Annotated in this window: 12 protein-coding genes; 9 read left to right on the forward strand and 3 right to left on the reverse strand. The window is 69.8% G+C overall.

The window, feature by feature from the left end; translation table 11 throughout:
- Positions 1 to 193: 193 nt before the first annotated feature.
- The 3 genes from STRVI_RS07415 to STRVI_RS07425 form a co-directional block, all read right to left on the reverse strand.
- Positions 194 to 1,426, reverse strand: coding sequence for a S8 family peptidase (locus STRVI_RS07415; RefSeq protein ID WP_014055009.1), 1,233 nt, complete (start codon positions 1,424 to 1,426; stop codon positions 194 to 196).
- 310 nt (positions 1,427 to 1,736) lie between these two features.
- On the reverse strand, positions 1,737 to 2,531 hold the full coding sequence (locus tag STRVI_RS07420) for a pectate lyase (protein WP_014055010.1): 795 nt from the start codon (positions 2,529 to 2,531) through the stop codon (positions 1,737 to 1,739).
- Positions 2,532 to 2,588: 57 nt separating this feature from the next.
- Positions 2,589 to 4,430, reverse strand: a complete 1,842-nt coding sequence (locus STRVI_RS07425; protein ID WP_043238151.1) for a rhamnogalacturonan lyase — start codon at positions 4,428 to 4,430, stop codon at positions 2,589 to 2,591.
- Positions 4,431 to 4,664: 234 nt separating this feature from the next.
- Here STRVI_RS07425 and glgP point away from each other — a divergent pair, with 234 nt between their 5' ends.
- From glgP to STRVI_RS07465, 9 genes are all read left to right on the forward strand, one after another.
- Entirely contained in the window at positions 4,665 to 7,343 is a 2,679-nt protein-coding gene (gene glgP / locus STRVI_RS07430; protein WP_014055012.1) for an alpha-glucan family phosphorylase, read from the forward strand.
- Between the two features lie 267 nt (positions 7,344 to 7,610).
- Positions 7,611 to 7,766, forward strand: coding sequence for a hypothetical protein (locus tag STRVI_RS52520; protein ID WP_014055013.1), 156 nt, complete (start codon positions 7,611 to 7,613; stop codon positions 7,764 to 7,766).
- A gap of 160 nt (positions 7,767 to 7,926) precedes the next feature.
- Positions 7,927 to 8,193: a hypothetical protein gene (locus STRVI_RS07435; protein ID WP_014055014.1), complete on the forward strand. Its 267-nt coding sequence runs from the start codon at positions 7,927 to 7,929 to the stop codon at positions 8,191 to 8,193.
- Positions 8,174 to 8,689 carry a DUF6879 family protein gene (locus tag STRVI_RS07440; protein ID WP_014055015.1) on the forward strand — a complete coding sequence of 172 codons (516 nt, stop codon included), beginning with the start codon at positions 8,174 to 8,176 and terminating at the stop codon, positions 8,687 to 8,689. The genes STRVI_RS07435 and STRVI_RS07440 overlap by 20 nt, the downstream gene beginning before the upstream one ends.
- Positions 8,690 to 8,704: 15 nt before the next feature.
- Positions 8,705 to 9,553 (forward strand): helix-turn-helix domain-containing protein, encoded by an 849-nt coding sequence (locus STRVI_RS07445; protein WP_014055016.1) that lies wholly within the window; start codon positions 8,705 to 8,707, stop codon positions 9,551 to 9,553.
- Between the two features lie 223 nt (positions 9,554 to 9,776).
- Positions 9,777 to 9,956: a hypothetical protein gene (locus tag STRVI_RS07450; protein ID WP_014055017.1), complete on the forward strand. Its 180-nt coding sequence runs from the start codon at positions 9,777 to 9,779 to the stop codon at positions 9,954 to 9,956.
- 308 nt (positions 9,957 to 10,264) lie between these two features.
- Positions 10,265 to 10,681, forward strand: coding sequence for a hypothetical protein (locus STRVI_RS07455; RefSeq protein WP_014055019.1), 417 nt, complete (start codon positions 10,265 to 10,267; stop codon positions 10,679 to 10,681).
- Between the two features lie 112 nt (positions 10,682 to 10,793).
- Complete coding sequence (locus tag STRVI_RS07460) at positions 10,794 to 10,991, forward strand: hypothetical protein (RefSeq protein WP_078505686.1); 198 nt, start codon at positions 10,794 to 10,796, stop codon at positions 10,989 to 10,991.
- 464 nt (positions 10,992 to 11,455) lie between these two features.
- Positions 11,456 to 12,934: an aldehyde dehydrogenase family protein gene (locus STRVI_RS07465; protein ID WP_014055021.1), complete on the forward strand. Its 1,479-nt coding sequence runs from the start codon at positions 11,456 to 11,458 to the stop codon at positions 12,932 to 12,934.
- Positions 12,935 to 12,950: the final 16 nt, after the last annotated feature.

Here is a 12,950-nt window from a genome sequence, read left to right on the forward strand (position 1 = left end):
CATGACAGCTCCTGTCCGCGTTCACTCTGGTGGGCGGATGAGGTCGGCCATGGGGGGCGCGCGTGGAAAGCCTTCCCCTGTGGAACGGGGAGACAATCCGGGTTCCCGTGAACTACCGGTCCGTAACGCCGGGTGCATGAATCGACCCCGCCCGTAGGCGGGGCCGATCCACGCGATGCGTTCTGTCGCTACGTCAGTTGGCCACCCGCAGCAGACGGTTCGGTGAGCCCGCCCCCGCGCCGCGCACCCGGCCCCTGCTCGCCTCGGCTATCAGCGCCGCGCCGACCTGGGCCGGGGTGGCGTAGCGGTGGCCGGCCAGATACAGCGCGGCGGCGCCCGCGACATGCGGGGCCGCCATCGAGGTGCCCGACAGCGTCCTGGTCGCCGTATCGCTCGTATTCGACGCCGAGACGATCCGGTCGCCGGGCGCGAACAGGTCGATGCCGGGGCCCCAGTTGGAGAAGCCCGAGCGCCGGTCGGCGCGGTCGGTCGAGCCCACCGTGAGCGCCGGCGCCACCCGGCCCGGCGAGAACGCGGCGGCGGGCCGGTCCTGATTGCCCGCCGCCACGGTGAAGACCAGACCGGCGGCGATCCCCGTCCGCACCGCCGCGTCCCATTCGGGCAGCGGGGTGGCCGCCGCCGAGCCCAGGCTCAGATTGACCACGGCGGGCCGCCTGGCGTGTCGCAGCACCCAGTCCATTCCGGCCAGTACCTGGGCGACAGTGCCCTCGCCCCGGTCGTCCAGCACCCGGACGGCCACGATCGCGGCCTTCTTCGCCACGCCATAGCGGGTACCCGCCGCCGTGGCGGCCACATGGGTGCCATGGCCGTTGCCGTCCTCGGCCACCGGATCGTCGTCCACGAAGTCCCAGCCGGAGCGGGCCCGGCCGCCGAAGTCCGCATGGGAGGCGCGGACCCCGGAGTCGATGACATAGATCGTGGTCCCGCGCCCGCCGCCGCCGGGAGCGGTGTACGCCCCGTCCAGCGGCCCCTCCGGCTGGTCGATCCGGTCCAGGCCCCACGGCGGCCGCGCCTGGGCGCGGGGCGGGGCCATCCGCCGCACCCGGGTCCAGCGCAGGGACACCGGCTCGTCCCGGGTCACCGAGGCGATGCGCCGATCGGCCGCCAGCCGCCCGGCCTGCGCCGCGTTCGCCCGTACCGCATAGCCGTTGAGCGCGCTGCTGTAGACCCGGCGCACCCGTGCCCCGTACCGCTCGACCAGCGCCCGGCCCGCCCCGGACGCTGCCGCGGGCGCTCCCGCGCCCCGCTTCAGGGCGACGATATAGCCGTGGGTCCCCGCCCCGCCCGTGGCCTGGACCCCCTGCGCGGGAACGGTCTGGGTGGGTGACAGAGCCACCAGGACCACCGCGACGACGGCGGCCGGCGCCCCCACCCTGCGCCGGCGGCCCGAAGATGCGCATGCCATGGAGCGATCCCCTCCCCAACTCGACGGCGCAAGCCTCGCGTGAGAGGAAAGATCCCGACAAGGGCGCATCAGGGGGCGTAAAACGTGACGGCCTCCCGCGCCGGCAGCCGCAGCGCCGCCTCCGACGACGAGCCCGGCTTCACATTGACGTGCCGGCTTGTGAGTTATGCGAACTCACAGCTCCAGTTCGCTCCAGCGCCCCGACCAGGGGGTGATGGAAAGACTGGGTGGGACGGGCACGCGCCGTGCCTGTCCCGGTGAGGGTCAGGCACGGCGCGCGGCGGTCCGTGCGGTCCGGCCTATCCGGCGATCACCTGTAGGTGATGTCGGAGGAGCTGTACTTGCAGTAGGTGCCGTCGGGGCCGCTGCCGTTCTTGCTCGGCTCGGCGCCGGTGTTGTTCCCGATGTACTTCTGGCACGGGACGATCTTCTTGCTGCTGTCCCCGACGATGGTGATGCCGCGCAGGGTCAGCGAGTCGCCGTAGTTGGTGTTGATCCCACCGATGACCTTGCCCGGGGCGGTGATCTCGGAGTTGCTCACATTGATGGTGCGCTTGTACTGCGAGGAGCAGTTGCCACAGGAGCGGACGAAGGTGGAGAAGTCCTGGCCGGCGAAGTTCGAGATGTTGAGCGTGCCGCCGCCGTTGAACTGGAAGATCTTGTCCGCGGCCTTGCGGGCGCCGCCACCGATCACGTTGAACGTCTTGCCGGTGCCGCGGAAGGTGGCGGCGTCCTCGCCGACGTCCTCCCACCAGACGTTCTGCAGGGTGCAGCTACCCTCGCAGTGGACGCCGTCGGCGGCCGGGGCGCCGAGGATGACGTTCTTCAGGGTGGCGCCGTCCTTCAGCTCGAACAGCGGGCCCTGGTCCTCCTCCTGGCCGTCGCCGCCGAGGTCGCCGGAGCCGTAGTAGCGCTTCATGCCGCCGTCGGTGGTCCCGCTGACGCCGATGGTCTTGGAGACCGCCTGCGGGGTGCCGCTGGGCGTGGGCCAGGTGGCCGCGGAGGCCGCGGGCAGGGTCAGCCCGGTGGTGATCGCGCCCGCGGTGAGGGCGACGGCGCCGAGGACGCCGGCTATCGCGCGGTGCCTGGTGCGTTGTTCAGCCATGTCGGATCTCCTTGTCGGGGTGTGCGGGGGAAAAGGGGTTCAGGGGGTTCAGGGGGTTCACGGGGTGGTGATGGCCGGACGCGGCGGGGTCGCCATCTTGTTGCCGAGGAAGAAGCTGGGGTGCGGGGGCTGGTTGTAGGCGGTGTTCTGCCAGGCCAGCGCCTCGCGGTACTGCCGGTCGTGGAGCAGCGTGGTGATCTTCCGGTCGGTCTCGTACGGCGTGGAGTAGATCCGCAGCGCCTTGTTGTCGCTGGTCGGCCAGACCACCTCCTCGCGCCAGTCGCCGAGGATGTCGCCGGAGAGCGACGGGGTGGCCTTGGTGCCGTTGTTGGAGTGCACCCCGGAGCCGGTGAGCAGCCGGGTGTCACCGGAGGTGCCGTACTTGTCGATATGCGTGCCGTCCAGCAGCTCGCGCACGGGATCGCCGTCCCACCAGGCCAGGAAGTTGATCGAGGAGGGCTTGCGGCCCTTGGCGCCGCCGCCCTCGTCGCGGATCTGGTCGTCCCGCGCGGACCACATCTCGGCGCCGTCGTTGCCCGCCCAGATGTCGCCGGCCGCGCCGCGCCCGTTGTCGCCGCCCGACGCGGTCGACCACAGCACCTGGCCGGTGCGGGCGTCGGCGAGGTACGAGCCCGGCTTGGACGAGTCCTCGTCCACCTTGAAGTACTCGAGGCCAGGGCGTGCGGGGTCGAGGTCGCCGAGGTGGGCGGCGTCGCCGTGGCCGTTCTTGTTGGTCCACAGCGCCGAGCCGTTGTCGTCCACGGCCATCGAGCCGTAGATGATCTCGTCCCTGCCGTCGCCGTCCACGTCACCGGTCGCCAGCGCGTGGTTGCCCTGGCCGTCGTAGCCCTTGCCGGTGTTGGTGGAGCTGTTGGTGTCGAACGTCCACTGACGGGTGAGCTGCCCTCCGCTGAACCTCCAGGCGGAGATCACCGTGCGGGTGTAGTAACCGCGCGCCTCGATCAGTGAGGGGGTGGAGCCGTTGAGATACGCCGTCCCGGCCAGGAAGCGGTCCACGCGGTTGCCGTAGGAATCGCCCCACGAGGAGACGGTGCCGCGCGGCGGGACGTAATCCACCGTGCTCATCGCGGCGCCCGTGCGCCCGTTGAACATCGTCAGATATTCGGGCCCGCTGAGCACATAGCCGCTGGAGTTGCGGTAGTCGGCGGAGGCGCTGCCGATGGTCTTCCCGGCGCCGTCGACCGTGCCGTCCGCGGTCTTCATCGCGACCTCGGCCTGGCCGTCGCCGTCGTAGTCGTACACCTGGAACTGGGTGTAGTGGGCGCCGGAGCGGATGTTGCGGCCCAGGTCGATCCGCCACAGCCGCTGCCCCTGCAGGGTGTAGCCGTCCACGACGGTGTTGCCGGTGACGCCCGACTGCGAGTTGTCCTTGGCGTTGGTCGGCTGCCACTTGAGGACGAAGTCCAGATCGCCGTCGCCGTCGAGGTCGCCGACCGAGGCGTCATTGGCCTCGTAGATGTAGTCCGAACCGCCCGCCGGCGGCGAGATCGGCACGTCGTAGTACCCCGGGCGGAACTGCGTCGCGCTCGGCGAGGCGGGCTGCTCGACCCCGCCCACGATGGCCCGCACGGTGTAGTCCGCGCTGTTGGGGGCGTCCTTGTGCAGGTAGTTGGTGGTGGTGATGGGGGAGGAGTTGACCTTGACGGCGCCGCGGTAGAGGTTGAACGTCACCTCGTTCGGGTCGGTGGCCAGCCAGCGCCAGCTCACCAGGTTGTCATTGCCGGTGTGCACGCTCACCAGCCCCCGGTCCAGCTTCTCCAACTGGGCCGCGGCCTTGGTCCCGGCCCCGGCCTTCGGGGCTCCCGCGGTCTCGGCGGCCCCCGAGACGCCCGTCAGGGTGGTGACGGTCAGCGCCCCCGCCACGCAGGCGGCGGCCATCATCCGGCCGCGGGCCGGCCCCTTCCGGCTCGTCGGCGGGGCGGATCCGGGCGGACGGGCGGGGGGCGGAGTGTGCGAACTGTCCCGAGAGCGCACGTGGTCCTCCAAGGCATGGGGGGAAGGTGTGCCCCCTAGTCGCCCCCTTGGCCGGAAAGGTTGCCGCCTTCGGGCCGACTTCTCGGGAGCGGGGCGAAACAGCCGAAACGGGGACTCGTCGGCCGCTACCGTCGGAGGGTGAAGGCCATTCGACGATTCAGCGTGCGTCCCGTGCTTCCGGAGCCCCTGCGACCGCTCCACCGGCTGGCGCGCAATCTGCGCTGGTCCTGGCATCCCCAGACCCGCGAGCTCTTCGAGTCCGTGGACCCCGAGGGATGGCGGGAGTCGGGCGGGGACCCGGTGCGGCTGCTGGGCGCCGTGCCCGTCTCCCGGCTCGCGGACCTCGCCGAGGACCGCTCCTTCCTGCGCCGTCTTACGGCGGCCGCGGACGATCTGCACGACTATCTGACCGGCCCGCGCTGGTACCAGGGGCGGACCGCGGCGGAGGACCGCGCGGGTCCGGGGCCCGGCCGGGCCGTGCCTTCCGATGGGCCCGCGCCCTCAAGCGCGTCCGTACCGTCCGTACCCCCAGGCGCATCCGTACCCTCCGGACTGCCCGCCGCGATGGCCTACTTCTCGCCGGAGTTCGGGATCACCGCCGCCCTGCCCCAGTACTCCGGCGGCCTGGGCATCCTCGCCGGTGACCACCTCAAGGCCGCCAGCGACCTCGGCGTGCCCCTGATGGGCGTCGGACTGCTCTACCGCCACGGCTACTTCCGGCAGTCGCTCTCCCGCGAGGGCTGGCAGCAGGAGCACTATCCGGTCCTGGACCCCAACGAGCTGCCGCTCACGCAGCTCAGCGAGGCGGACGGCCGGCCCGTCCGGATCCCGCTCACCCTGCCCGGCGGCCGTCCCCTCCACGCCCGCGTCTGGCACGCCCAGGTGGGCAGGGTGCCGCTGCTGCTGCTCGACTCCGACGTGGAGGAGAACGGCCACGGCGAGCGCGATGTGACCGACCGGCTCTACGGCGGCGGCAGCGAGCACCGGCTGCTGCAGGAGATGCTGCTGGGCATCGGCGGCGTCCGCGCCCTGCGCGCGTACTGCAGGCTCACCGGCCATCCCGGCCCCGAGGTCTTCCACACCAACGAGGGCCACGCCGGATTCCAGGGCCTGGAGCGCATCCGCGAACTGATCGCCGACGGGGCCGACTTCGGCACCGCCCATGAGGCGGTGCGGGCCGGGACCGTCTTCACCACCCACACCCCCGTCCCCGCCGGAATCGACCGCTTCGACCGCGAGCTGGTCGCCCGCCACTTCGGTGACGACGCCGAGCTGCCGGGAATCGAGGTCGAGCGGGTCCTCGCGCTCGGCATGGAGACCTACCCCGGCGGTGAGCCCAACCTCTTCAACATGGCGGTGATGGGGCTGCGCCTGGCCCAGCGCGCCAACGGGGTGTCCACGCTGCACGGCCGCGTCAGCCGGGAGATGTTCGCCGGGCTCTGGCCCGGTTTCGACCCCGAGGAGGTGCCCATCACCTCCATCACCAACGGGGTGCACGCACCCACCTGGACGGCCCCCGAGGTCACCCGGCTCGGCGCCCGCCAGTTCGGCCACCTGCCCGACGCCGAGCTGTGGGAGCTGCGCCGCACCCTGCGCAAGCGGCTGGTCGCCGAGGTCAGGCAGCGGCTGTACGACTCGTGGCGGCAGCGCGGCGCGGGCACCGCCGAGCTCGGCTGGATCGACGGGGTGCTCGACCCCGACGTCCTCACCATCGGCTTCGCCCGCCGCGTCCCCTCCTACAAGCGGCTCACCCTGATGCTCCGCGACCCGGACCGGCTGATGGAGCTGCTGCTCCACCCCGAGCGGCCGATCCAGATCGTCGTCGCGGGCAAGGCCCATCCGGCGGACGACGGCGGCAAGCGCCTGGTCCAGGAACTCGTCCGCTTCGCCGACGACCCCCGGGTGCGCCACCGCCTGGTCTTCCTGCCCGACTACGGCATGGGCATGGCCCAGCAGCTCTACCCCGGCTGCGACGTCTGGCTCAACAACCCGCTGCGCCCACTGGAGGCATGCGGCACCAGCGGCATGAAGGCCGCCCTGAACGGCTGTCTCAACCTCTCCGTCCTCGACGGCTGGTGGGACGAGTGGTACGAGCCGGACTTCGGCTGGGCCATCCCCACCGCCGACGGCGACGCCGTCGACGAGACCCGCCGCGACGACCTGGAGGCCACCGCCCTCTACGACCTGCTGGAACGGCGGATCGCCCCGCGCTTCTACGACCGCGGCCCGGACGGTCTCCCCGGCCGCTGGATCGACATGGTCCGCCGCACCCTCACCACCCTCGGCCCCAAGGTCCTCGCGGGCCGCATGGTGCGCGAATACGTCGAGCGGCTCTACGCCCCGGCCGCCCGCTCCCACCGCGCGCTGGACCCGGTGTCGGCCGCCGAACTGGCCACCTGGAAATCCCGGATCCGCGACGCCTGGCCGGGCGTCACCGTCGACCACGTCGAGGCCCAGCTCACCCCACCCGCCCCCGGCGGCGCCGCCGAACTCGGCTCGACGCTCTCCCTGCGGGTCCGGGTGCGCCTCGCCGGACTGGCCCCGGCGGACGTGGAGGTCCAGGCGGTGGCGGGCCGGGTCGACGACACCGACCGCATCACCGACGCCACCCACGTCCCCCTCAAACCCACCACGGGCCCCGACGCCGAAGGCCGCCGCCTCTACGAAGGCCCCCTGGCCCTCGACCGCACCGGCCCCTTCGGCTACACGGTCCGCATCCTCCCCACCCACCACCTCCTGGCCACCGCCCCCGAGTTGGGCCTCACCGCGCTGCCCGGCGATTCCATGACCGAGGCGGCGGGAGTCCTGATGCGCTGAGCCTTCGGCGGCTAAACTGCCCACGGACCGTCCGGCACGGGGGAAAGTGCCACCCCATGCCCGACGTCTCGGGGTGCACGAAAAAAGCCGGCCGCCGCCCATGCGGTGACCGGAATTGCCGACGGTCCCGGAGAGCGATGCCCTCCGTCCGTACGTATTGAGATCTTGGACGTCGGCAGGACCTCAGCTGACCACCACAAGAGGTGGTCGGGCTGAGCTGCCTGCCGGGCCATCGGTTCGACCACCCGATCGAAGGGTTGAGAACTGGTGGACTGGGACACCGTCACCCTCCTCGTCCTCGCGGCCTTCGGCCTCGCCGGACTGATACTGACCCTGTCAGCAGAGCTCCTGTCCAAGATCCCGGCCGTCATCGAGGCATGGCGCCGGGTCCGCGCCACATGGCGCGGGGGCCAGGATGGCTAGGCGGCCACATCGGGGCCGAGCGAGGTCATGGGCCGCCCCTGCCGAGCCCTGATCGCGCGTGCTCGCACTCCCGCTTTGGCGCCTATGCGCCCTTGACCGGGTTTCCCTACGAGTGGAGAGTCGTGCGCTGTCGGTGAGCGACTCGGCACAGGAGGCGGCCGTGGCACTAAAGTTCTTGGGGATCTATCCGAATACTCCGAACGACGGCTCGCCCACCATTTGGCTGGACGAAGACTCCGGTGATCTGATCATCCAGTCGTGGAAGGCGGACGACGCAACACTCAGGCAGTGCCAGGAGGTGGGGTCGGTTCCTGGCCACACAACCGATGTGCCCGACCACGAGACGGTGATCCGGCTCCCGGCGAACATGCGCCAGTTCATCCCTCAGCCTGATAGCGAGGTCAAAAATGGCAACGGCGGTACGTGAGGCTCTGGCTTCCGCGCGGCGTTCGGCAGTCCATTTGGAGTTGCGCGACATCTACACGCCAGACGACCCTGATTTCGCCGACTGGCGCGCCGGTGTGCACTTTGACCCCGCTGAGCGGTGGCGAAGCTGGTTCGACGTGGTGGTGGCGACCACGGCCAGAGGCGTTCGAATGAGGCGGGCTCGTATCGTCTCCGAACCCGTCAGCGAATACATCAAGTTTGAGTACGACGTGACTGAGCGCCACAACATCGCGGCCGGCGAGAAGGTCCGATGGCTGCCCCGAAGGGAGGCGGCAGATCTGGCCCTGCCGGGCGCGGACTGCTGGGTCATCGATGATGAGGTCGTGATCTTCAATCACTTCGACGGCGACGGCAATTGGGACCCTGCGACGGGTATGGATGTACGGACCGAACCCGCAGTGGCAAAGCTGTGTGGATCGGCGTTCGAGGCCGTCTGGGAGCGGGCCGTACCGCATGCGGAGTACCGGCCACTTTGAGCGAAACCGTTGCCCATGTCCGCCTCACCTTCTTCCAGTGCGCACCAGGCACGGCAAGCCCTTGGCGCTCGCCTCGGTGAGATCCGCGATGACGCGGGGCTGACCGGACGGGCGCTCGCCACTCTCTGCGGTTGGCACCCGTCCAAAGTCAGCAAGATCGAGCACGCCAGGACATCCCCTTCGCCGAACGACGTTCGGTCCTGGGCAGAACATTGCGGCGTACCGGAACAGACGGCAGATCTGATCGTGTCGCTCCGCACAGCGCAAGGTATGTGGGTTGAGTGGCGCCGTATGGAGCGGGCAGGTCTCCGCCGCGCCCAAGAGGAGCGTCTGCCGCTGTACGAGCGCACCACCCGCTTTCGGGTCTATTCGTCCTGGCTGATACCTGGACTGATCCAGACCCGCGCGTATACGACGGCGGCACTGTGTGCCATCCGCGAGCGCAGGGGGCTTGTGGATGACGTCGAGGCTGCCGTGGCCACCCGTATGCAACGTCAACGTTTGTTGCATACCGGCGAGCGTCGTTTCGCCTTCCTCGTCGAGGAATCCGTATTGCGCTCCGGTATCGGAGGCTCGCAGACGATGGCAGACCAACTCGCGCATCTCCTGACCATCAGTTCGCTGGCCAACGTCAGCGTGGGCGTGGTCCCTATGCGGCCGGATCGGGTTCGCTGGCCCGTCGAGAGCTTCTGGATCTTTGACGCGGCCGAGGTCAATGTCGAGCTGGTTTCAGGTTTCTTGACGATCACCCAGCCAGGCGAGATCGCGATGTATGCCCAGACTTTCGGTGAGCTGACCGAACATGCGGTCTACGGTGCGGCGGCACGAGCGCTGATCTCCGCAGCGGCCAGCTCGCTCGGCTGAGATCCCCGAGCAACTTCGAGCAACCTCGTTGAGCAGGCATTGATTCACTCCGTAGCGTCTCCGTCACTCACACGTACGGGGAGCTGCCTGCCATGAAAATCACCGAAGAACACATCGACGCCATGCGCTCCGCACGTCACCAGTCGGCCAGAGCCGAAGCAAGGGCGGTCGCCGAACTGTTGCGGGACGCACTGGGCCGTCTCGGCTTCACTCCGGAGTATCCATGCCCCATGGCGAAAAGGACGAGGCCCTGTTCTGGCCGGTCCTGCGGGGTGAGGTGACCGTCTCGGGTCATCCGATGGTCGCCCTGGGGCGTATTCCGCTCGACAGTGCGAACCGGCTCGCGGACATCCTCATGCGTGCCGCGCTGGAGGAGCACACCAAGAAGGCCACCACTCGGTGAGCGGTCTCTGAAACCCCCGTCCCGGCTGGACCGGAGCCCTGGCAGGTCGAGCCCAGCGCGGAACGGGTGCATGTGCACGACGGCGCGAGGAGAGCCCCCGCGTCGGCAGCACCGAAGGGAATCATCTCGATGCGCTTACGCGGATTCAAGGCCATCATCCGGCAGGACCCGGAGGACGACGGGCCGACCGAGGGCGGCCAGCAGGGCGGATGTGGCGATGGTGACGGCTGCGGCCGGCAGTAGGTACGTGAGCTGGACGGGCGGCCCTCACTCCGCGTGGGGGCCGTTCTCACCGAGAGAGCGAGCACATGCACCATCACGGCTACACCTGGCTCGGGTCCGCCCAGGAATTACTTAAAGACGGCCCCCGACGTCCCCTGCATCCGGAGTTCAGATCCAGCAAGGCCGTTCCCCTGGAATGCGCGCACTGGTTGCTCAAGCCGGTCTCCTTCGTCCAGGGGACATGGGGCGATCCTCGGCAGGCGGCCGAATGGTTCGGCCAGCAAGTGCGGGCTTCCGTAAGGGCGTTCGCCTCGGATTACGACCGCGACACCGCCCGGCTCGCCGACGCGATCGGCCGCATGACCGAGCGGGTGGCGAGTGGCGAGGACGTGGTCGGCGGCTGGTACCTCACGGGGCAGCGGTTCCTGTCCGTGTGTCTGGTCGCGTGCAGTCCGCACCGTATGCGTCCGGAGATTGCCTGTCCTGTCGGTGCCACCACCTGAGCCGAGGCGCGTTCCGAGTTGTCCTGTTCCGTGCTGACCGATGTCCGACATGCCTCATAGGCTCATGGTTGGCTGTCCGCCCGCTTCAGGAGGTGTCGTGCGAGACCAGAAGATGTATTGCTACACCTGTGGATCCGACGAGCTGCACCGTCGCCTCACTGCCGACGAGAAGGCCTGGCTCAAGAACCGGACAGGCCGGAAGACGGTCGAGGAGTTCTTCATGTGCAAGGCGCCGGACTGCCGCAACCTGCGGACCGGTTTCCAGAAGCGCCCTTTCGACCCCGTCATCCGCATGCCCTTGCCTGACTGACCCTGCATGAGGCGGCGGCGCCGTGTGGCAGGCGGTTCGGCTGCACGGCGCCGCCGTTTTGCTGCTCCAGTACGCCGAAGCGACATGTGGCGACGAGCGCCGTGACCGTCTGTCCCGCTGTCAGTCACCACCCTCGCCACACGTCCTCCTGTGTGGTCGGGACGTGGTGCCAGGTCGGCGTCCTTGATGACGAACTCGTACGCCGTGTGCTGCTCCCACAGCGCGACCATGTCCTCTTGGTTCACGATGCCTCCTCAGAGATCCGTCCCGTCGGCTGCGGCTCCTCGCTGATCAGCTCCAGCCAACCAACGAACACCGCCACGGGCAGGGTGCGGCCAGGCGTCCCGCGAACATACGAGAGCGCCGGGCTCAAGGGAAACGAACTGGTTCGTTTGCGCTGCGCCCGGATGCGGGCTACGGTCCAGTGAGAAGAACGAACCAGTTCGTTTGCGAGGAGAGTTTCAGTGAGCACCCCCCTCACGGTGGATCCCGCGGCGCGTCCCGCGCCTGCCTTCCTGACCGGCCCGGCCAAGAAGCTGCTGATCGACGGTGCGTGGACCTCCGCGCGCTCCGGCGAGACGTTCGAGACCTTCGACCCGGCCACGGGCAAGGCCCTCACCTCGGTCGCCTCGGCCGGGGCCGAGGACGTCGACCGCGCCGTGGCCGCGGCCCGGCGCGCCTTCGAAGCGCCGTCCTGGGCCGCAATCACCCCTTACCGGCGCAGCCGCGTCCTGCTGCAGATCGCCGACGTCCTCGAAGCCCACGCCGAGGAACTGGCCGTGCTGGACTCGCTCGACATGGGCGGCCCGCTGTGGATGACGCGCTGGCTGGTGGACCACTCGGTGGAGGTTCTGCGCCACTACGCGGGCTGGCCGACGAAGATCTACGGCCAGACCGCCCCGTCCGACCCTTCGGCGTTCCACTACACCCTGCGCCAGCCGCTGGGCGTGGTCGGCGCCATCACCGCGTGGAACGGCCCCGTACTGCAGCTCGCCTGGAAGCTGGGCCCCGCGCTGGCCACCGGCAATACCGTGGTCGCCAAGCCGGCCGAGTGGTCGCCGCTGTCGGCCCTGCGGATCGGGGAACTGCTGCTGGAAACCGACCTGCCGCACGGTGTGGTCAACATCGTCACCGGCGGCGCCACCACCGGGGAGGCCCTGACCGGCCACCGGGAGGTCGACAAGATCTCCTTCACCGGGTCGCTGGCCGTGGGCAAGCGCATCCTGGAGGTCTCCAGCAAGGACCTCAAGCGGGTCACGCTGGAACTGGGCGGCAAGTCCCCGACGATCGTCTTCGACGACGCCGACCTGGAGGCGGCGGCCAAGGGGGCGGTCGCCGGATTCGCCCAGGGCAGCGGCGAGGGCTGCGTCGCCGGGAGCCGGATCTTCGTCCAGGAGTCGGTGCGGGAGCGGTTCCGCGAGCTGCTGCTGCGGGAGATGAAGGCGTACACCCTCGGCGACCCCTTCCACCCCGAGACCCGGATGGGACCGCTGGCCTCACCCCAGCACTTCCAGCGGGTCTCCTCCTACCTGGACATCGCCCGCGAGGAGGGCGGCACGCTGGAGACCGCCGGCGGGAGCGAGGGCCTGTACATGCCGCCCACCCTCATCGAGAACGTCGGAGCCGACGCCCGGGTAGTAGGCGAGGAGATCTTCGGCCCCGTCGCCGCCCTGATGACCTTCACCGACGCCGACGACGCCATCGCGCAGGGCAACGACACCATTTACGGCCTGTCCGCCTCGGTATGGACCACGAACCTGGAACGCGCCCACCGCACCGCGAGCGGCCTGCGGGCCGGAACCGTGTGGATCAACGCCTACGCCGATATGAGCGCGGGCACCGTGCCCTTCGGCGGTTTCAAGCAGTCCGGCATCGGCCGCGAGCACGGCATCGAGGTCCTGGACGCCTACACCGAGACCAAGACCGTCATGGTCCACCTCTGACCTCGCCGCCGGCACC

Origin of the sequence: Streptomyces violaceusniger Tu 4113 (assembly GCF_000147815.2) — a bacterium.
In the GTDB taxonomy this organism is placed as follows: Bacteria; Actinomycetota; Actinomycetes; order Streptomycetales; family Streptomycetaceae; genus Streptomyces; species Streptomyces violaceusniger_A.

Bases quoted from the DNA above. Each gene is read 5' to 3' on its own strand.
- STRVI_RS07415 (WP_014055009.1), bottom strand. From the start codon at position 1,426: ATGGCATGCGCATCTTCGGGCCGCCGGCGCAGGGTGGGGGCGCCGGCC.
- STRVI_RS07420 (WP_014055010.1), bottom strand. From the start codon at position 2,531: ATGGCTGAACAACGCACCAGGCACCGCGCGATAGCCGGCGTCCTCGGC.
- STRVI_RS07425 (WP_043238151.1), bottom strand. From the start codon at position 4,430: ATGGCCGCCGCCTGCGTGGCGGGGGCGCTGACCGTCACCACCCTGACG.
- STRVI_RS07440 (WP_014055015.1), top strand. From the start codon at position 8,174: ATGGCAACGGCGGTACGTGAGGCTCTGGCTTCCGCGCGGCGTTCGGCA.
- STRVI_RS07445 (WP_014055016.1), top strand. From the start codon at position 8,705: ATGTCCGCCTCACCTTCTTCCAGTGCGCACCAGGCACGGCAAGCCCTT.
- STRVI_RS07450 (WP_014055017.1), top strand. From the start codon at position 9,777: ATGCCCCATGGCGAAAAGGACGAGGCCCTGTTCTGGCCGGTCCTGCGG.
- STRVI_RS07455 (WP_014055019.1), top strand. From the start codon at position 10,265: ATGCACCATCACGGCTACACCTGGCTCGGGTCCGCCCAGGAATTACTT.
- STRVI_RS07460 (WP_078505686.1), top strand. From the start codon at position 10,794: ATGTATTGCTACACCTGTGGATCCGACGAGCTGCACCGTCGCCTCACT.